Here is a 19,525-nt window from a genome sequence, read left to right as displayed (position 1 = left end):
TGAAGAATTTTGTATACTTCAAGAGTGCTAGAAAAATTAAACGCCCCTTATTGGAGCGTCGCCTAAAAAACGCCCCATGGAGAGTGCAATGCATTCAGGAGAGGACCATGCTGATGGAATTTGACATCTATTTCAAACCGCCGTCATCACAGGACGTCGAGAAGCAGCGCGCGACACTTCTGTCGCGGCGGAAAAAAGCCGCCGCCTTCGCCTCGCTGCTGGCTCTCCTCTGGGCCGGCGCAATCTACCTGCTCTGGACGATGAAGTTCGCCGACCAGCGAACGACCCTCGCCCTCGGAGGAGGCACGGTGGTCTTCGCCCTCCTGGCGCGGTTGCTCGGGGGATCCCGGGCCGCGGTGGGAGCGATCGCCTGCCTGTTGGTGGCTCTGGGGGGCACGACCGCGGCGACCTGGATCCTGACAACGAGGAACGACCTCGCCCTGGCCGTCTACGTCGGGGTCGGCGGCGGACTGCTGCTGGGGATCGCCTGTCTGGCCATCGGCCATCTGCTGAGAACGGCGCAGGAAGGCCTGCAGGCCCTCAAGCCGATACCCGAGAAGAGAAAGGCCCACTCCAGGGTCGTCGAGCTCTGCGCAAAGCACCCGATGCTCGAAACCTATTTCCGGCAGGTCCGCGAAGCGGGACGCCCCCTTCTCAAAGGCGAGATCGCCGCGATGAAAAAATGGGCCCAGAAGAGTACCCGGGCGGCCCTGGTGCCCGAACCGGCGGAAGATCAACCCGAACCCGCCTGGAATGAGAGGACATCGACCGCTGAGAACCCTTCCGTTTCCGAACCGGTGGAAGTGGCGGAACACCTGCACGGGGAGGAGACCGAACCCTGGGACAGGGAGCGGAGATAAGCCCAATGGGCGATGCCCCCGTCCGGGGCCAAGTCGCAAAAAATGCAAAAGCGGGGCTCCGACAGGGGCCCCGCTTCTTTGTTGTGAAGGACATAATGAGATTTTCAGGAAGGAGCAAGGCAAACCCGTCCCCGGGAACGATCCTTGTTCCGGCCGGCTACCCGGTTCCAAGCCCACGAGATCGAACATGCTCGTAAATCACCATGTTCGGCGCGCAGATCTCTTCAATCCTCTTTCGCAACTCATTCGACCCCTTCGCCTTATTCATCAACTCCAGATGCTCGGGGTTATTGAGAACGGGGCTTTTGCGCTTGTGGGGGATCTCGAGGCGAAGGCCAAAACGCTGCGACATCGCATTCTGGAACCCCTTCAGATCCTCCAGGCAACCGATAACGGCGAGGCCGCGCATTCGCTCGATGGCGACGGTCACGGCCCGATGCGAGCAATAGTCCTTCCCCGCCTGAGTCCCCCCCAGGTAGCGCACATAACTGCTGCCCAGGCTGCGCCCCTGTTCGCTATCGAGAAAAGCCTCGATGTCCAGATCAATTTTCCCATGGCCGGCGCTTTTGAATCTGCGGTAAAAGTAAGCTGAATACCAGCGGGCTACGGGCTCCCTGATCACGCTGACGCAATGATAACCGCGCCCTTCGAGATTTTTCATGGCCGGTTCGTACCACAGGTGGCCGGTGATGAACTTGACGCCCCGTTCGGCGGCATAGAACGCCAGGGAGGCACGCAGCGACTGGACGGCGGCATCGAAACCCCTGTCCGAACCGGACATCCCCGTCAAGGCCTCTGCGGCTCGGGAGGATTGCCCGGCACGGATATTGAGATCGGAAAGGCGATAGTGGCGGCGGATCGCCGAGGCCACCGAACTGCCGCCGGTCTTCGGGATGTGCACGAGGATTAAACCCGGCTTGTCACGATAAAGGCGCTCTGCTACAGGTTCCCAATGCAGACCCAATTCAGCCCCCTCAAAGGTCAAAGGATTGTTTTCGGTGAATCCATCGGAACGGCCTCGCCCCTGCTTGCATCAGACTCCCCGAAATCCGATCGTAAATGTACCAAGAGGGATTTTTTTAATCAACCGTATCGAGCAGGGATTGCGAACAGAGATCCCGTCGACCCAAGCCCCTTCCCCATCGGCCGCAAAACACGATAGTCCCACAACTTCAGATCCTTCTGCCTTTACCCGGGACCGCCGAGAAAGCCAACAGGGGCAGATCTTGCGCTGCCACACTTCTCTTCCAAAATCGCGGTGTCACAATGTCATTTCCGTCATAGCAGTCGCCTTATATCATCTTTTATTCAAACCTGCCGACACCCCTCTCCCTCCTTCTCCTGCCAGTAGGCATACTCGTACAGCCACTCATCCCGCCGGAAGGTGACGAGTTGCCGCATCCGCTGGCGAAACTCCTCCATCTCCCTCTCCGTCTCGGGATCGACACGCTGGCCCCGCCAGGCCTTCACGAGCTTCTCGCCCAGCTCGCGGGCGCTCCGGATGAGGCCGTCGGTGAACTGGCCCTCGGGCAGGGCGCCCATGGTGGCGTGGACGCCGCCGACGGGGCGCACCCCGGTGATGACCAGGAAGCGATTCATGTAATCGATGATGGGATCGTCGCCACCCCCTCCGGAGGTGACGATCGAGGCGCCGTACTTGCCCTCGAAGCCGAGACGGTGCACCACCCCGCAGCAGCGGTCCATGAAGGCCTTCATCTGGGCGCTGACGCTCTGGATATAGTTGGGACTGGCGAGGACCAGGCCGTCGGCGGCGGCGATGCGCTCGCAGATGGCCTCGAAGGCGTCTTTCTGCTTGCAGCGGCCGATTTTGTGGCAGGCATCGCAGGCGTCACAGGGCTGGACAGTGCCCGGCTCAAGACTAACGATCTCAGCCTCGGCACCGAGAGCTTCCGCCCCTTCGAGAACGTGGCCGAGCAGGCGCGAGGTGTTGCCCTTGAGTCCGTGCGGGCTCCCCAGAACGCAGACGATCTTCATGATCCTACCTCCCCCGTCAGACATTGACATTCAACGGTTCGGCCTCCTTGAACCAGAAGCCCGAAACCGCCTAAGATGAATACCGCTCGTGCACCCTGGTTGTCAATTCCTTAATTGGACAAAACAAACCCCCGCCCGTCCCCCTGGAGCCCCTTTTCCCCTGGGGGCCCGCCTTGACACGTCCCATGGCACCGATATAATCCGGACAGAAAGACGATACCTTGCCCCGCTCGAAACGGGCGCACGACGGGAAGGAGTGACCCATGAAAAAGCTGACGGTGACGGTGATGATCACCTCTTTTCTTCTGGCCGCCTGCACACCCGGCATGGGGCCGAAGGAATCGACGAGCACGGTGATCGGGGCCGGGTCGGGCGCCCTGCTCGGCGCTCAGATCGGAAAAGGCAGGGGGCAACTGGTGGCGGTGGCCATCGGCACCCTGGCCGGCGCCATCCTCGGCCAGGAGGCAGGCAAGTCTCTGGACAGAGCGGACCAGTTGTACATGCAGCGCAACGCCCAGTACGCCCTGGAGAGCACCCGGACCAACACGACCACCACCTGGCGCAACCCGGACACGGGCAACTACGGCACCATCACCCCTATCGAGACCTACCAGACCGGGCAGGGCCAGTACTGCCGCGAATACCAGCAGGCCATCACCGTCGGCGGCCAGCAGCAGCAGGCGTACGGCACCGCTTGCCGCCAGCCCGACGGCAGCTGGATGATCATCCGCTGACGACTGACGGCCGGCGGAGCGAGCCGCCTCAAATCTCGCGCCAGAAAAAGAAAAGCCGCACAGCCATCCGGCCTGTGCGGCTTTTCCTTTCATCGTGTCGCCGGTCCCCTTACTCGAACTGGGACTTGAACTCCGCCATCGCCGTCTTGAGCCCTTCCAGTTCCTCGCGCAGGGCTGCAACCTCTTCCTCCAGGGCCGCGATGCGCTCGTTCTCGGCCCGCACCCGGAGGGTCGCCGCCTCGGCCGGCGGGGCGTTCCCCTCGCTCTCGGTCTCGGGTTCCCCGCAGAGGAGGTGGGCGAAGCGGTTTTCCTTGCGCCCGGGCTGCCGGGGAAGCTTGACGGCCAGAGGAGGCTCCTTGTCGGCCAGGACCTGCAGCGCCGCTTCGACTTCGGCCAGCTCGGCGAAGGGGTGCATGCGCTCGGTCCGGCCGCGCAACTCGCCGACGGTCTGAGGCCCCCTCAGCAACAGCATGCAGAGCAGGGCGAGCTCGTCCTCGTCGAGCATCAGTTTGCCCCGCAGGTTGTGGCCGTACTTGGGAACCCGCCCGCCGCTGGCCGCGGCGACGGCGAGCCCGACGGCGCGCAGCCGCTCCAGAGCCCGGGCCGCGTCGGCCTCCTCGAGAGCCATCACCGGGTTGCGGTTGCTCTTCTGGTTGCAGGCGTTGGTCAGGGCGTTGAGGGACAAGGGGTAGTAGTCGGGGGTGGCCATTTCCTTCTCCACCAGACATCCGAGCACCCGCGCCTCGATCACGTCCAGAGTCGTTGCAGTCTCCATCCGGTTCCTCCTGGTTTCTATCATTTTCGATGATATGGAAATCCCGGGCAATTCTCTGCTTCCTGCCCGTGCAGCTGAATCGTGAGCTCTCGCCCACGTCAGGGGCCGTTTTCAGAATCGATTGTAGCGCCGAATTCCCCCCTGGCCAACCAGCGCGAGGGAACCGAACCGCTCCAGCCGAGCCGGTCGATGACGGTGCGGAAGCCGGCCGAAAGAGGAGCCGTAACGCTTACCCGCCGGCCGGTGAAGGGATGGTCGAAGGATATCTCGACCGCGGCGAGGAGCATTCGGGAGGAGGCGAGGTCCTCGCGGAAGAAGCGGTTGTGGCGGCCCTCGCCGTACTTGGTATCGCCGACGATGGGGTGGAAGACGTGCTTGAAGTGGCGCCGCAGCTGGTGCCTGCGGCCGGTGCGAGGGCGCGCCTCCACGAGGCTGTAGCGACTGGTGGGGTAGCGCCCCACGGCAAAGGGGAGCTCGACTGCGGCGAGGCGGCGGTATTCAGTGATGGCCCGGCGGGGCTCCCCCTCCCGCGGGTCGCGCAACTTCTCGGGCCGCTCGGCCAGGGGGTGATCGATCACTCCGTGCTCGGCGGCGACCCCCCGCACCACCGCGAGGTATGCCTTCTCAACCTCTCCCCCGGCGAACAGACCGGAGAGCCGAGCGGCGCTCTCCGGGCAGAGGCCAAACAACAGCGCCCCGGAGGTCGGCTTGTCGAGGCGGTGCGCGGGGTAGACGCGGCGGCCGAGCTGATCGCGCACGATTTGCAGGGCGAAACGGGTCTCGCGGCGGGCGATGGGGCTGCGGTGGACGAGGAGCCCGGCGGGCTTGTCGACCACCACCAGGTGCTCGTCGGAATAAAGGATGTCGAGGGCCTCCCCGGTCATCGGCAGCGCCCCTCGGGCTCGGCGATCAGCAGGCGGTTCTTTGGGGTGATGTCACCGGGGATCTGCCCGGTGTAAACCCGGTAGCCGAGGTTCCGCAACCGAAGGACACGGACCACGTCGATCGCCAGCGGGCCGTCGAGCCAGCCCTGCAGGCCTCCGAGATCGGCCCCGTCGAGAGCATGGCAGCAGGGCAGAACGGCGAGGCGAGCGCCGGCGGATGTGGCCCGCTCCAGCACGAGATCCGTCAATTCGCCGCAGGTGTGGACGGAGACGACCAGGTCGTTTTCCTCCAGTTCCACCTCCTCCAGGTCCGCTTCGACCAGCCGCACCCTCCCGCCAAGGCGGGGCCAGTCGGCCTGCAGGACCGAGGCGAGACGGCCGGCGGTGGCGGGAATGCTCCGGTCCACGGCCAAGGCTTCGGAGGAGCTGTCGTCGAGAAGCACCAGGAGCTGGGCCAGCAGCCCGTGCCCGCAGGCCAGATCGACGACCCGCCCCCCGCGGAAACGGCGGCGCACCCGGCGAGCCACCTCCCAGGCTTCGTAGAGCTCCTTGCGAGGCAGGCAGCCGGCACGGCAGGCCGCCCGGGCGACGCGGTCGAAAAGGGTCTCCCCGGGGAACTGGGGCAGGAGTCTTTCATTCAGCCGGTTGCGAGAGGAACGGTCCATGGAAACACTTATCGAAAATGGAAACGGAGTCGGTGCCAGGTGCCAGACCCGGACATGCTACGCCCCGGTGAAGCTGATGGCAAGGGACAAACGGCTATGCGCAAAGCGGCGCACGCCCCCGGACAGAAAAAAAGCCCCGCAGTTTCCTGCGGAGCTTTTGGATTTAACCTCTTTTGAGCGCCGCGGTTAGATTTTGCGCACGTTGGCGGACTGGGGGCCCTTCTGGCCCTCGGTCACGTCGAACTCAACCCGGTCGCCTTCATTCAGGGTTTTGAACCCTTCGGACTGGATGGCGGAAAAATGCACGAACACGTCAGGCCCATTGTCCTGCTCGATGAAACCAAATCCCTTGGACTCATTGAACCACTTCACTGTACCTTCAGCCATGTTTTTCTCCTTTGCCTCCCCCGCGGGGAGCTTTCTTGTTTGTGCAGGAAGTTGTGTTGCCAAAGGAAAACCACACGGTATGGCAGTTCTGCGCGGTTTGGTAACAAACTGACGGTCAATCTGCCTGGCCACAAAAGTCTACACAAACTTGTTCAACTTGCCCCCTACTAACATGAAAGAGCACCGAAAAACAAGCTTTTTTTAACAGTTTTCTTTAACAAGCGGAAGATTCAGCCCGTGGCGATGAGGCTCATCTGTTGGGGGGAGAGGAAGTACCGTAACTCAGCGTCGGCCCCTGCCAAACTGGGAGCCTCGAGCAGGCAGAGCCCGCCGTTGGCGAACCCGAGCGAGACCTTCCCATCGCCGGCGAGCAGGGCCGAGGCGATCTCGGCGAGGCAGGGCAGATGCCCGGCGACAAGGACGGAGCGGCAGTCTTTCTGGCGCATCAGGAAATCGAGGCTCTCCCGGGCGGAGGCGAGAGGCTTGACGGCCTCGGTCTCGACGATGTCGCTGTAGGGGTAGTTGACCGCCTCGGCCACCAGGGCGGCGGTCTGGTGGGAGCGCCTCTTGGGGCTGGAGACGATGAGATCGAGATTGATTCCCATCCTCTTCATGGCCCGGGCCGAGGCCTTGATCTGCGCCACCCCCTCGGGGCTGAGGGGTTGCTCGGGATCGAGTTCCTCGGCCAGAGCCTGGCCGTGTTGCATGAGGTAGAGTTGCATCCGTTTTCTCCTGGGACAGGGTCGTGCTTAAGTGTAACCGAATCGCGGGGCGCCGCCAGCGGGGCCCTCCCCTGGGAATCGGCAGGCCTACACCAACCCCGAAAAAAAAGCGCCCGGCGGGCTACCGCCGGGCGCAGCTGGTCAGCGTCTCTGCCCTACTTGGCCAGAACGAACTTGCCGTCCCTGACCTCGAGCATCACCATGGAATCGAGGCCGAGGCCGTTGTGGTCCTCGGCGGTGAGGTTGTAGACCCCGGAGACGCCGACATAGCCCTTGGTCTGCTCGATGGCGGCGCGCAGGGCCTTCGCCTCGGTGCCGGCCTTCTTCATGGCGTTGGCGACGATGGTGATGGCGTCCCAGGCGTAGCCCGAGTGGGTGTTGATGGGGAACTGTTTGTCGTAGCCGTAGACCTCGCTGTAGAGGCGCACGAACTCGCGGATCACCGGTTTCTGGGGGTCGCTGTCGGCCAGTTCCTCGACCACCATCAGCTTGGTGGCGGGCATGCGATCCCCCTCGGAGGCGGCGCCGGCCAGCTCGATGTACTTGGGGTCGGGCAGGCCGTGACACTGGAAGAGGGGAGCCTTGATACCGAGCTGGGCGCGGTTCTTGGCCACGATGGAGCCGGCGGGGCCGATGGTCCAGCTGATGATCGCCTGGGGCCCGGCGTTCTTGGCCTTGGTCAGCTGGGAGGTCATGTCGGTGTCCTTCGGGCCGAAGGACTCTTTGACCACCAGCTCGATGCCGAACTCGGGGGCGAGCTTGTCCATCCAGCGGGCGCCGTCCTTGCCGAAGCCGTCGGCGGCCGAGAGCAGGGCGACCTTGGTCAGCCCCTTTTCCTTGAGGTAGCCGAAAAGGGTGCGGACGGCGACCTCCGAACGCTGCGGGGACTTGAAGACGTAGGTGTAGGGGCCGAACTTGCCCCCCATGATGACAGGGTCGCCGCCGACAGTCATGAAAGTCGGCATCCCCGCCTTCTCGACGATCCCCTTGACGTTCATCCCGGTGCCGGTACGGGTCGGGCCGATGAGCGCCGCCACCTTGTCCTTGTAGATGAACTTCTTGGCGATGTTGGCCGCCTTGGCCGGGTCGCCCTCGGTGTCGCCGATGACCAGTTCGATCGGCTTGCCGTTAACCCCCCCCTCCTTGTTAATCTTGTCGACGACCATCTCGGCGACCAGCTTGGTCGGGGTGCCGATAAAGCTGGCGGGACCGGAAAGATCGAAGAAGGCCCCGATCTTCACCGTGTCCTTGGCTATTGCCGGGGTCGCCAAGGCAAAGGCCAGCAGGGCCGCCGCGAGATACACCAATCCTTTTTTCATGCCATTCCTCCTTGGAAAAGGGAATACAACCAGCTATCAGCTAAAAACTTAAAACTTAAAACTTAAAACTTATAGCTGCCCTAAACGATGTCGTCCTCGATGCGGGTGTCAAAAACCCTCTGACTCTTGCGCTCGGAGCGGGGCAGGGTTCCGTACTCCACGACCTCGACCTCCGGGGTAACCAGCAGCTGTTTCTTCATCTGGTGAATCGTCTCCTTGAGCAGGTCGGGGACCCGGCCCCTGTCGACCCCCTGGCCGCGCTCGACGACCAGCTTCATGCTGTCGCGGCCCGACCCGGCGTCCCGGGAAAGGTGCACCTGGTACTCGGAGCCGAGCCCGGGAACCTGCGAGAGGATGTTGTCGACGCTGCTGGGGTAGATGTTGACCCCGCGGAACTTGAAGGTGTCGTCCGAGCGCCCCTTGATGCGCGAGTGGCGGGGAAGGAGCGAGCCGCAGGAGCAGGGCCCGGGGATGATCCGGGTGATGTCCCGGGTGCGGTAGCGGATCAGGGGGGCGGCCTCCTTGCGCAGGCTGGTCACCACCATCTCCCCCCACTCGCCGTCGGGGACGGGGCAGAGGGTCTCGGGATCGACGATCTCGAGGATGTAGTAGTCCCCCCAGTAGTGGATGCAGTCGTGGTCGGAGCACTCGATCCCCGTGCCCGGACCGTAGAGCTCGGTCAGACCGGTGATGTCGAAGAGCTCGGCGCCGCCGAAGAGCTCGGAGATCTTGCGCCGCATGGAGACGCTGGAGCGTTCCGAGCCGTAGATGATCTTCTTGATCGCGATCTTGTCGGCGAGGCCGCGCTTGTGGATTTCCTCGGCCATGAGCAGGGCCATGGAGGCGGTGGAGCAGAAGACCGTCGACTGGAAATCGACCAGGAACTGGATCTGCATGTCGATGTTGCCCGGCCCGGCCGGCACCGCCATGGCGCCGACCTTCTCGCAGCCGAGCTGAAAGCCCATCCCCGCGGTCCACACGCCGTAGCCGACGGCGACCTGCACCCGGTCGAGCGGCCCCACCCCGGCCATCTCGTAGCAGCGGGCGAAGAAGTCGGTCCAGTCGTCGAGGTCCTTCTGGGTATAGGCCAGCACCTTGCGCTTGCCGGTGGTGCCGCTGCTGGCGTGGACCCGCGCGATCTGCTCGAAGGGGACGGCCCTCAGGGGAAAGGGGTAGCCGTCGCGCAGGTCGTCGGCGGTGGTGAAGGGGAGTTTTTCCAGGTCGGCCAGGGAGCGGATGTCGGCGGGTCCCACCCCGGCTTTTTCGAAGCTCTGCCGGTAGAAGCTCGAGCCCTCGTGGGCGTGGCGGACGGTCCACTGCAGGCCGGCCAGCTGCTGGGCGTGCAGTTCCTCTGGGCTTTTAAAGTCGGGCATGAAAGTCCGGGTCATGCGGGGTTTCTCCAGTCGGATATTGGTCAGGCCGGCGCCCCCCAGGCGGCTCGCCTCCGGCCTCTGCTCCGAGGCGGCGCCGAGAAAGGCCCTTCGCAGGGCGGGGTCGCCGAGGAGCTGGCCGCTCTCGCCCGAATCGACGATGCGGCCGTTGGCCAGCAGGTACGCCGAACTCGAGGCGGTCAGGGCGCGGGCGGCGTTCTGCTCCACGAGCAGGATGGTGGTGCCGGCGCGGGAAAGCTGGTGAATGATAGCAAATATTTCGTCCGTGACCAAGGGGGCAAGCCCCAGGCTGGGCTCGTCGAGCAGCAGCAGGCGCGGGCGGGCCATCAGCGCCCGGCCCATGGCCACCATCTGCTGCTCGCCGCCGCTCATGGTGGCGGTCTTCTGCTCGAGGCGCTGGCGAAGCTTGGGGAAGCGCTCGAAGACCTCCTCCATGCGGCGGTCCGTCTCGCTCCGGCCGAGGCGCAGGGGAAGGGTGCCGAGCTCCAGGTTCTCGCGGACGGTCAGGTCGCCGAACATCTCCCGCCCCTCGGGGGAGAGGGCCAGGCCGAACTTCACCATCCGCGCCGGGGAGCAGCCGGTCACATCCCGCCCGTCGAAGAGAATCCGGCCCCCGCTCGGCCGCACCAGCCCCATGACCGCCTTGAGCAAGGTGCTCTTGCCGGCGCCGTTGGCCCCGACCAGGGCCACGGTCTCCCCGGCGGCGACCTGAAGGTCGATGCCGAACAGGGCCTGGGCGGCGCCGTAGTGAACCTGGAGGTTTTCGATCTTCAGCATGAGACTTCAACCTCTTTGCATACGGGAAAGGCCGTGATCCGTGAGTTTCAAGCTTCAAACTTGCAGCTTACAGCTGCTTTTAAGCCGTCGCGCTCATCCGCCCCAGGTACGCCTCCAGCACCAGGGGGTTGACGCGGATCTCGTCAGGGGTGCCCCGGGCGATGCACTTTCCGCTGTCGAGGACCACAACCCGGTCGGCGACCCCCATCACCAAGTCCATGTCGTGCTCCACCAGGAGCATGGTGTGCCCCTGGGCCTTGAGGCGCATGATCTGGGCGGCGATCTCGGAGGTCTCCTCGGGGTTGAGCCCGGCCACCGGCTCGTCGAGCAGGACCAGGCGCGGCTCCGAGACGAAGGCCCGGGCCAGTTCCACCCGCTTCCTGTCCCCGTAGGGCAGGACCGCCACCGGCCAGTCCGAGAGGGAGGAAAGGCCGAAGGCGTCGAGGGACTCCATGGCGAGGAGTTTGAGGCGCCGCTCCCGGTTGCGGGTCGCGGGAAGGCGCAGCAGGGCCCCGACGAAGGAGCGCCCCCCCTGGGGGGTCAGCCCGCAAAGGACGTTGTCGAGGACCGACATGCGGGGAAAGAGCCGCAGGTTCTGGAAGGTGCGGGCGATCCCCAGCCGGGCGATCTCATGGGGGGGGCGGCCGGCGATCTCCTCCCCGGCGAAGAGGACCGAGCCGGTATCGGGCGGGCAGACCCCGCTGACCGCGTTGATCAGGGTCGACTTGCCGGCGCCGTTCGGTCCGATCAGGGCGGTGACGCTCCCCCGGGCCACTTCGAAAGAGACCCCGTCGAGGGCCGGCAGACCGCCGAAACGCTTGCCAATCTCAGCCAGCCGAAGCATGCCGTCCCTTCCAGCGGGCGATCCGGACCCGAGCGACGTCCACGATCCCCGAAACCAGGCCCTGGGGGAGGAACATCAGGACAAGGACCAGGACCAGGCCGTGGATGATCTCCTTATAGGCCTCGAAAACATCGATCAGTTCGGGGAGCCAGGTGATGATGGCCGCCCCGAAGAGGCTCCCCCAGATCGAACCGAGCCCCCCCACCACGACCATGATGACGAAATCGACAGAGGCGAAGATGCCGAAGGTGTCGGGGTTGACGAAGTTGAAGGTGTGAGCGTAGAGGCTTCCGGCCACCGAGGCGAAGGCCGCCGAAAGGACTAAGACCTTGATCTTGGCCCGCCGGGTATCGACCCCGAGGGCGCCGGCGGCGGTCTCGTCCCCGGCCAGGGCGGCCAGGCCACGCCCCACCCCGCTGCGCACCAGGTTGAGCCCGAGGGTCAGGCAGAGAAGGGCGATGCCCCAGACCACGTAGTGCAGCTTGATCTCGTCGTCGATCCCGACCCCGGCGACGGAAAGGGAGGGAATGCCGGCGAACCCGCTCGGCCCCCCGGTCACCTCGTCCCACTGCACCAGGACCGTGTAGACGACGATGTTGAAGCCCAGAGTGGCCATGGCCAGATAGTGCCCCGCCAGGCGCAGAGCGGCCAGACCGATGACGAGGGCGACAAGGGACACGATTGCAGCCACGAGGACCATGGCCGGCCAGGACGGCACCCCGGCCTCCACCGTCAGCAGGGCGGAACCGTAGGCCCCCAGCCCGAAGAAGGCGGCGTGTCCGAGGGAGATCTGCCCCGCATAGCCGATAAAGAGGTTCAGGCCGAGAACAACGATCGTGTAGATGGCGATCAGGTTGGTCAGGCCGAGGATGTAGGGGTTGTCCTGGACGAGGGGAAAAAGGCCGAGCGCGACCGAAAGCGCCAACACCGTCAGGCCGGTGCGGTGGAGGTAGAGGAAGTAGAGGATCTTCTCCTTGAGGGTCATGCTCTCACTTTTTCACTTTAAAAAAATGATCAATCTCAGGCCAGGGGTCTCGCCCCCTGACGGCGACCAACCTTTTGACCGCCCAAAAGTTTGGATCAAAAGGGCGCCCCCATTGCCACCGCCCGCCTGCGGCGGGTCCCCTCCGCTCCGCGGACGTTTCGGGGGCGGGCAAAAACTCGCTTCGCTCAGACATTTGCCCGACTCTTTCCCAAACCGTCCACTGCGCTCCGGCGACGGCAAAGGGGGACAAAAGCCGACTGGCATCGTCTTTCTCTGTGTCTCCGTGTCTCCGTGTCTCCGTGGCAGATTCAGCTTTCCAGCCCGGCCCGGAAGCCCTCCAGGTTGGCCTCGACGAACTTGGGGTTGGACAGGGCCCGGATTGCCTCCTCGCACCCTTGCCGGTCGCAGAAGAGCGTCCCTGCGGCCACCGCCCGGCCGAGAAGGATCAGGTTGGCCAGCACCGGCGCCCCCATGGCGCGAGCCATGCCGGAGGCGTCGACGCGGAGAAAATCGTTCCCCTCCGGTGCGTTGACGACAAGCCGGCCGTCCCCGGCCATCAGATGCCCGTGAACGTCGAGGTTGCCCGAGTGGAGAAAGAGGCCGGCGTCGGCCTGCCCCCGCCGGATCAGGGGGCTCTTGAAGGAACCGACCTTGATCGTGGAGAGGACGCTGCCGCCGCGCTGGGCCATGCCGTGGGTTTCGGAGGTGAGGATCTCTAGCCCGGCGCGGACCGCCGCCTCGGCGATGACCCGGGTCAGAAAGAGGACGCCCTGCCCCCCGAGGCCGCTGACGATGATCTGCTGCTTCATTTGCCCTCCCCTCCCCTCTTGACGATCGCCTGCACCGGGCAGACCGGCTCGCAGACCCCGCACCCGGTGCAGAGGTCGGCGCTGATGACCGCCTTCTTGCTCGTTTCGTCGAATTCGATAGCCGGGCACTCGAACTGGTCGATGCACTTGCGGCAGCCGATGCAGCTGTCGAGGACCTCGATTTCGAAACGCTCCTGATCGAGGGTCGCCCTCTTGTCCATGAGGCAGGGGTGCTTCGACAGGATCACAGCCGGCCCGCCCTCCGGGGAGCGGCAGTAGCCGTCCGCCTCCCGCAGCAACTCCTCGAAGCGGCCCGTGTCGTAGGGGTCGCACTCGGCGAGATAGTCGACCCCGCAGGCCTTCACCAGTTCGGGGATCGGCACCGCCCGGGTCGGCGAGCCGTCGGCCTTGAGCCCCATGTGGGGGACCGGCTGATGACCGGTCATGGCGGTTGTGGCGTTGTCGAGAATGACGACGATGATCCGCGCATCCTGGACCACGGCGTTGACCAGGGCCGGGATGCCGGCATGGAAGAAGGTCGAGTCGCCGATGGTGACGACCACGGTCGGCACCTCGCCGCCGTCCTGGGCGTAAGCGTGGTAAAAGCCGGCCCCCTGGCTGATGCAGGCCCCCATGCAGTGCACCGTATCGACGGCGCCGAGGTTCATGCCGAGGGTGTAGCAACCGATGTCCGAGGGGAAGATCCCCTTCGGGAAACTCTTCTTGATGCTGTAAAAGGCGGCCCGGTGGGGACAGCCTGCGCAGAGGGAGGGGCGTTTGCCCCGCCCCGGGGAGGATGCGGTCCCTGCGCCCTCGGCGGGCAGTCCGAGAAACCGGGTCAGCGCCTCGCCGATCAGGTCGGGGGTCAGCTCCCCGAAGCCGGGGACGGCGCCCGAGGCGCGCCCCTCCGCCCCGGGGTGGGCCAACTGGAGTTCCACCACCGAATAGGTCTCCTCGAGGACCAGCACCTGCTCATAACGCGAGCGCATATCGCCGATGAACCCCTCGTGAAGAGGGAAGGGACACCGCACCTGGTAGAGGTCGACCTTCCCGAGCAGGCCCATCCCCTCGAGCAGGTCGTAGGCGTTGGCGTAGGCGATCCCCGAGGCGACGACGCAACGCCCGGGGTAGGTGCCGTCGCCGGGAGTCAGCGCCGGCCGCAACGACTCCTCGGCGGCGATGCCGGCCATTTTCCCGTTCAGCTCCCGGTGCAGAGCGGGGAGAAAGGCGGGGGTCGCCACCCAGCGCGCCGGATCCTTTTCGAAATCGGCCTTGCGTCCCAGGTCGACCGTCTTTTCGAAGGCCACGTTCTGGCGGGAGTGGCAGATGCGCGTGGTCGGCCGAAGGATGACGGGAACCTGGTACTTCTCGGAGAGATCGAAGGCCTCGGCCACCATGTCCCGCGCCTCGGCGGGGCTGGAGGGGTCGAGGACCGGCACCTTGGCCAGGTGCGCGAAAAGCCGGGTGTCCTGCTCGTTCTGGGAGCTGTGGGGCCCGGGGTCGTCGGCGACGATGACCACCAGGCCGCCCTTGACCCCGAGATAGGCCGAGCGCATGAAAGGGTCGGCGGCCACGTTGAGCCCGACCTGCTTCATCACCACCGCCGAGCGCTTGCCGGTGTAGCTTGAAGCGAGGGCGACCTCATAGGCGATCTTCTCGTTCACCGACCACTCGACGTACATCCCGGTCGGCTCCTTCTTCAAAAAGCCGACCACCGCCGAGAGAACCTCGGTGGAGGGGGTGCCGGGATAGGCCGCGGCGAGGGTGCACCCCGCCTCGATCAGCCCACGGGCAATAGCCTCGTTGCCCATGAGGAGTTTGACATTGCGATTATCGTTCATGGAAAAAATCCTTTTGCCACGAAGGCACAGATACAATCAACTTGAAGCTAAAAATTACAACTTACAGCTTTAAACTATTTCCCCATCAACCCCTTCGGGCGCACGAAAAGGACCAGCAGCAGAACCACGAAGGCGATGACGTCCTTGTAGGCGCTGCTCAGGTAGCCCGCCGAGAGCGATTCCATCAGACCCAGCCCCACCCCGCCGATGATCGCCCCGGGAAAGGAGCCGAAGCCGCCGAGGATGGCGGCGGCGAACCCCTTGAGCCCGAGAAGGACGCCGACGTCGTGGCTGAGGGTGGTGATGGGGGTGACCAGCACCCCCGCCAGGCCGCCGAGGGCGCCGGCCAGGCCGAAGCTGATCGCCTTGACCCGCCCGGTGTTCAGCCCCACCACGGCCGCCGCAGCCGGGTTGGAGGCGACGGCGCGCATGGCCAATCCCAGGGAGGTGTGGCGAAAGAAGAAAACCAGCCCCGCGATGGCCGCCGCGGTCAAGACGAGGATCCACACAGCCTGGGGCAGGAGAGTGGCGCCGAACAGTACGATCGGCTCCTCCCCGGACAGGGGGGGGACGGCCATGCGGTTCTTGCCCCACACGAGCGCCATGATCCCCCGCAGGATGATGGAGAGGCCAATGGTGAGGAAGATCAGCACCAGGTGGTTGTCGGAGCGGGAGGGCCGGACCCCGAAGCGCTCCACGAGCATCGCCGTCAGGGTCACTCCCGCCACCGCAGCGAGAAGCGCCAGGGGCATGGCCAGCCCCAGGGCGAAGAGGGCGCTGAAGAGGAGCATCCCCCCCAGGGAGACGAAATCGACCTGCACGAAGTTGACGATGCCCATGGTGTTGTGCACCACGCAGAACCCCAGGGCGATGAGGGCGTATATGGCCCCGCTGGTCAGGCCCGAAAAGACAAATTGCAATAGATCCTGGAAGGTACCCAAACCCCCGTCCCCCTTCGTTTGGTCGGCGTAGATTAACCCAACGGGGGCGGTTTGAGAAGGGCTAATTCGGGGGCCGGGGGAGCCCGGCGGTCAAAGGAGGAGCTTTCCGACCATGAGGAGCCCAAGCAGACAGGTAAAGAACCCCACGCCGGCGCGCATCCACGACTCGGGAAGACAGCGCACGGTCAGGGTCGCCACGGGGACCGAGAAGAGAGCGCCCATGACGAGGGGGACGGCGAGGCGGCCGTCGAACCGGCCGTGCATCAGCAGGTAGGCGCCGAGCCCGACGAAGCAGGTCAGCGCTTCGGCGAGGGAGGTGATGGCCACCGCCTGCCTGGGCGACACGCCGGAGAAGACCTGCCCCGAGGTGGTCAGAGGCCCATAGCCGCCGCCGCTCAGCCCCTTGTTGAAGGCGGCGATCGCCCCGATGACGATGATGTTGCGGCGCCGGTAGGTCAGGCGGCGCCGCAGGGTGGCGAGAATCGTCACGCCGACCGAGAGGATGATGACGGCAATGATGGTCGAAAGCCATGCCTTGGGAACCCGCAGCGCCAGGGTCACCGCCGCCAGGGCGCCGACCACGCTCAGGGCCGACAGCAGCAGAGCGGTCTGCCGCGCCTGCCCGTCCCTCAACAGGTCGACGTTGCCGTCCCTCTGGTGCATGACCGTGGCGGCGAACCCGGTCGCCAGTTCGCTCAGAAGCACGCAGGGTACGACCTGGAGCGGCTCGAAGCCCGCCAGCAGGAGGATCGGGGTCAAGGTCGTCCCGTACCCCATCCCCAGGCTCGAGTCGACGTACTCGCAGGCCAGGGCCGCAAGGAAGATCGCCAGGAAGACCCCGGCACCGAGGTCTCCGGAAAACGGAAGGAACAGCTGCCGCCCGGGCCAGGTCGCCTGGATCCCGAGCGGGATCGTCACCGCCAGAACCGCCAGGGCCCAGAACCGGACCCGCCCCACCCTCGAAATCGCCCGCACCCTGTCGAACAACGCCTTGCCCATGGCTCTCTCCTTTTTCTTTGGGTGTTGTCCCAGCTCTTTACTCAGAACATAGAGCAACCTCCGCACCATTCGGACAGAACCAGAAAATTAGTGCATTTTCGGTCACTTGCAAACCTCCCCCGGAGGCCCCTTGACATATCTGTCAAATAAGATACAAATTTCGTTAAATACAGTATTTTTTCATTTCTATTTGACGGATTTACCATGGACGCCTTTCTTCCCCTGTTGCTCGAAATCTGGACCACCGCCTGCCGGCACGTCGAACTCCCCGAGGCCCTCGCCCGCATCACCCCCCTCCTCTGCAGCCGCCTCCCCGCCGACCTGGTCCTGGTCCGCCAGTTCGACCGGAGCGCCTGCCGGGTGGAGACCGTGGCGGCGGGGCCTGCAAATGAAATTGTCCCGCCGCTGCTGAAACGCAGCGACTGCCGGCAGGACGAGATGGAGGGGCTGCTCGCCTGGTGCCAGCCCACGCGCATCGTGCGCGCCGATTCGCGCGAGGTGGCCCGCACCCTCCCGGGGCTCCTCCCCGAGGGGATGAGCGGACAGGTCCTGGCCGGCCCCCTGCACCGGGAGACGGAGCCGGTGGGCCTGCTGGTCCTCAGCGCCGCGCCGGGGCGCTTCGCCCCGCAGCACGAGCCCCTCTTCCGGGCGCTCCTCGACCCCCTCGCGGCGGCCCTGGAGAACGACCGCCGCCACCGCGAGCTGAGCAGTCTCAAGGAAGCGGTCGAAGCCGACAACCGCTCCCTCCTCTCCCGCCTCGGCCGCCAGGACATCAGCGACACCATCGTCGGGGCGGAGAGCGGACTCGCCAGGGTGGTGGAAAGGATCGAACTGGTTGCCCAATCCGACGCCCCGGTGCTGATCCTCGGAGAGACGGGGTCGGGCAAGGAGGTCGTGGCCCGGGCCATCCACCAGAGCTCGCGGCGGGCCTCCGGGCCCTTTGTGCGGGTCAACTGCGGGGCGATCCCGCCGGAGCTTCTCGATTCGCAGCTCTTCGGCCACGAGCGGGGGAGCTTCACCGGGGCGACCGACACACGCAAGGGGTGGTTCGAGCGGGCCGACGGGGGGACCCTGCTCCTCGACGAGATCGGAGAACTGACCCCCGCCGCCCAGGTCCGCTTCCTGCGCATCCTTCAGGACGGCTCCTTCGAACGAGTCGGCGGCCAGCGGCCGATGAAGGTCAACGTTCGCGTAGTGGCCGCCACTCACCGCGACCTGAAGGCCATGGTGGCCGCGGGCTCCTTCCGCGAGGATCTCTGGTACCGCATCGCGATCTTCCCCGTACGCATCCCGCCGCTGCGCGAGCGGCTGGCGGACATCCCCGCCCTCTCCTCCCACTTCGCCCTTCGGGCGGCGCGGCGCCTCGGCAACCCGCCCCTGGTGCCGACCCCGGAAGACAACAGCCTGCTCGCCGCCTACCCCTGGCCGGGAAACGTCCGGGAACTCTCGGCGGTCATGGAGCGGGCGGCGATCCTCGGCAGCGGGCGGCGGCTCGAAGTCGCCCAGGCCCTCGGCACCGACCTGACCCTCTCCTCGGGGGCGGGAGAGGCGGTGGAGTCCCGCCCCGCCCCCGGCGCCCCCGATCGCCCCTTCGCGACCCTCGACAAAGCCATGTCCCGGCACATCGAGGCCGCCCTCGATCGCTGCCGGGGACGGGTGGAGGGCACCTACGGGGCGGCCCGCCTGCTGGGGATCAACCCCAACACCCTGCGCGGCCGGATGCGCAAGCTGGGGATCGATACGAAACGTTTCCGCCGGGGCGGACCGGGATGACCTCCCCTGCGGGAACCCAAAACGTTCGAACGCGATCCCCCTGGCGCACCCCCCTCCTGAAAAAACAAGGGGCGGCCTGTTGGCCGCCCCGATTGAATTAACCGACGTGATGAACCGCACAGGACACTAGGAACAGTTTTCCACCTCTTTCGCGTCGGAGCCGGCAGCGTGATACCTGACCTTCACGGTTGCCCCCTGCGGCGCCGAACACTCAAAACGAGCCGCAAACCGCGCCTCTTTCACGCCCCCTCTCCTTGACGCATACCCCGAAAGCGGGGCCTTGGCCCGGCCGAGAGGGTTTCCGCCCGCGTCCAGAATAATGACATCGACATGGCCCGGCAGATAAAACCTGTGGAATTTCCGGACCGCCCCCTTGACCAGCAGCCCCTCGCCATCCTGCACCACCGTCGCTTCGGAAACCGAGGCCACAGACGTCGGAACGATCTCCAGAAGCAGCGGTTCCATCGCCCGCGCCTTGCCCCCCAGGTCGCACAACCCGCCCAACGCAACCATCGTGACTGCCAAAAACATCTTTAGCCGCATTCGGTTTTTCCTTTCTCCGTTGAACGAATTCGGGCGTTGGTCCTTCGCTCACCCTGGCCCACCAGCACATAGAGCGCAGGGAGGACGAACAGCGTGAGGAGGGTCGAAGTCAGCACCCCGCAGACCACCACGGTCGCCAGCGGACGCTGCACTTCGGCGCCGACCCCTAGCGAGATGGCCATGGGCAGAAAGCCGACGGCGTCGGTCACGGCCGTAGCCAGGACGGGGATGAGCCGCTGCCTGGCCGCCCCGGTGACCGCCTCCATCAGCGGCAACCCCTC

Annotated in this window: 19 protein-coding genes and 1 pseudogene; 3 read left to right on the top strand and 17 right to left on the bottom strand. The window is 65.3% G+C overall.

Annotation, left to right across the window (positions count from 1 at the left end):
* The first annotated feature begins 107 nt into the window (after positions 1–107).
* Positions 108–860 (top strand): hypothetical protein, encoded by a 753-nt coding sequence (locus C0617_RS14940; protein ID WP_291317835.1) that lies wholly within the window; start codon positions 108–110, stop codon positions 858–860.
* A gap of 157 nt (positions 861–1,017) precedes the next feature.
* Here the strand turns inward: C0617_RS14940 and C0617_RS14935 are convergent, their stop codons facing one another.
* Together C0617_RS14935 and C0617_RS14930 are read right to left on the bottom strand one after the other, a co-directional pair.
* Positions 1,018–1,824, bottom strand: a complete 807-nt coding sequence (locus C0617_RS14935) for a hypothetical protein (protein ID WP_291317834.1) — start codon at positions 1,822–1,824, stop codon at positions 1,018–1,020.
* A gap of 344 nt (positions 1,825–2,168) precedes the next feature.
* Positions 2,169–2,855 (bottom strand): flavodoxin family protein, encoded by a 687-nt coding sequence (locus C0617_RS14930; protein ID WP_291317833.1) that lies wholly within the window; start codon positions 2,853–2,855, stop codon positions 2,169–2,171.
* 263 nt (positions 2,856–3,118) lie between these two features.
* On the opposite strand from C0617_RS14930, the gene C0617_RS14925 reads away from it, so the two are divergent.
* A complete protein-coding gene (locus tag C0617_RS14925; protein WP_291317832.1) occupies positions 3,119–3,589 on the top strand; it encodes an RT0821/Lpp0805 family surface protein in 471 nt (156 codons plus the stop codon).
* Positions 3,590–3,698: 109 nt separating this feature from the next.
* Here the strand turns inward: C0617_RS14925 and C0617_RS14920 are convergent, their stop codons facing one another.
* The 13 genes from C0617_RS14920 to C0617_RS14860 all read right to left on the bottom strand — a co-directional run bounded on the left by C0617_RS14920 (position 3,699) and on the right by C0617_RS14860 (position 16,928).
* Positions 3,699–4,364, bottom strand: a complete 666-nt coding sequence (locus C0617_RS14920) for a YceH family protein (protein WP_291317831.1) — start codon at positions 4,362–4,364, stop codon at positions 3,699–3,701.
* Between the two features lie 98 nt (positions 4,365–4,462).
* Positions 4,463–5,248: a pseudouridine synthase gene (locus C0617_RS14915; protein ID WP_291317830.1), complete on the bottom strand. Its 786-nt coding sequence runs from the start codon at positions 5,246–5,248 to the stop codon at positions 4,463–4,465.
* Entirely contained in the window at positions 5,245–5,913 is a 669-nt protein-coding gene (locus C0617_RS14910) for a methyltransferase (RefSeq protein ID WP_291317829.1), read from the bottom strand. Before C0617_RS14910 ends, C0617_RS14915 begins: the two co-directional genes overlap by 4 nt.
* Before the next feature lie 186 nt (positions 5,914–6,099).
* Complete coding sequence (locus C0617_RS14905) at positions 6,100–6,300, bottom strand: cold-shock protein (RefSeq protein WP_291317828.1); 201 nt, start codon at positions 6,298–6,300, stop codon at positions 6,100–6,102.
* A gap of 230 nt (positions 6,301–6,530) precedes the next feature.
* Positions 6,531–7,022: a phosphohistidine phosphatase SixA gene (gene sixA / locus C0617_RS14900; RefSeq protein WP_291317827.1), complete on the bottom strand. Its 492-nt coding sequence runs from the start codon at positions 7,020–7,022 to the stop codon at positions 6,531–6,533.
* A 155-nt stretch (positions 7,023–7,177) separates the two neighbouring features.
* Positions 7,178–8,341, bottom strand: coding sequence for an ABC transporter substrate-binding protein (locus tag C0617_RS14895; RefSeq protein WP_291317826.1), 1,164 nt, complete (start codon positions 8,339–8,341; stop codon positions 7,178–7,180).
* Positions 8,342–8,421: 80 nt separating this feature from the next.
* Complete coding sequence (locus C0617_RS14890; protein ID WP_291317825.1) at positions 8,422–10,509, bottom strand: ATP-binding cassette domain-containing protein; 2,088 nt, start codon at positions 10,507–10,509, stop codon at positions 8,422–8,424.
* Positions 10,510–10,588: 79 nt separating this feature from the next.
* Complete coding sequence (locus tag C0617_RS14885) at positions 10,589–11,353, bottom strand: ABC transporter ATP-binding protein (protein WP_291317824.1); 765 nt, start codon at positions 11,351–11,353, stop codon at positions 10,589–10,591.
* Positions 11,337–12,338: a branched-chain amino acid ABC transporter permease gene (locus C0617_RS14880; protein WP_291317823.1), complete on the bottom strand. Its 1,002-nt coding sequence runs from the start codon at positions 12,336–12,338 to the stop codon at positions 11,337–11,339. Before C0617_RS14880 ends, C0617_RS14885 begins: the two co-directional genes overlap by 17 nt.
* Before the next feature lie 308 nt (positions 12,339–12,646).
* On the bottom strand, positions 12,647–13,147 hold the full coding sequence (locus C0617_RS14875) for a 2-oxoacid:acceptor oxidoreductase family protein (RefSeq protein WP_291317822.1): 501 nt from the start codon (positions 13,145–13,147) through the stop codon (positions 12,647–12,649).
* Complete coding sequence (locus C0617_RS14870) at positions 13,144–14,988, bottom strand: thiamine pyrophosphate-dependent enzyme (protein WP_291317821.1); 1,845 nt, start codon at positions 14,986–14,988, stop codon at positions 13,144–13,146. The genes C0617_RS14875 and C0617_RS14870 overlap by 4 nt, the downstream gene beginning before the upstream one ends.
* A 74-nt stretch (positions 14,989–15,062) precedes the next feature.
* The gene (locus C0617_RS14865; RefSeq protein WP_291317820.1) at positions 15,063–15,908 is read right to left on the bottom strand and encodes a branched-chain amino acid ABC transporter permease; all 846 of its coding nucleotides are present in this window, start codon (positions 15,906–15,908) and stop codon (positions 15,063–15,065) included.
* Between the two features lie 111 nt (positions 15,909–16,019).
* Positions 16,020–16,928: a sulfite exporter TauE/SafE family protein gene (locus C0617_RS14860; protein WP_291317819.1), complete on the bottom strand. Its 909-nt coding sequence runs from the start codon at positions 16,926–16,928 to the stop codon at positions 16,020–16,022.
* Positions 16,929–17,132: 204 nt separating this feature from the next.
* On the opposite strand from C0617_RS14860, the gene C0617_RS14855 reads away from it, so the two are divergent.
* The gene (locus C0617_RS14855) at positions 17,133–18,701 is read left to right on the top strand and encodes a sigma-54 dependent transcriptional regulator (protein ID WP_291317818.1); all 1,569 of its coding nucleotides are present in this window, start codon (positions 17,133–17,135) and stop codon (positions 18,699–18,701) included.
* Between the two features lie 126 nt (positions 18,702–18,827).
* Here the strand turns inward: C0617_RS14855 and C0617_RS14850 are convergent, their stop codons facing one another.
* Positions 18,828–19,244, bottom strand: coding sequence for a hypothetical protein (locus tag C0617_RS14850; protein ID WP_291317817.1), 417 nt, complete (start codon positions 19,242–19,244; stop codon positions 18,828–18,830).
* A pseudogene (locus C0617_RS14845) lies at positions 19,235–19,525 on the bottom strand (efflux RND transporter permease subunit); the annotation flags it as partial. The gene C0617_RS14850 and the pseudogene C0617_RS14845, both read right to left, overlap by 10 nt.

Origin of the sequence: Desulfuromonas sp. (assembly GCF_002868845.1) — a bacterium.
GTDB lineage: Bacteria > Desulfobacterota > Desulfuromonadia > Desulfuromonadales > BM501 > BM501.
Note: the sequence above shows the minus strand (reverse complement) of the source record. Positions and strands in the feature narration are given on the sequence as shown.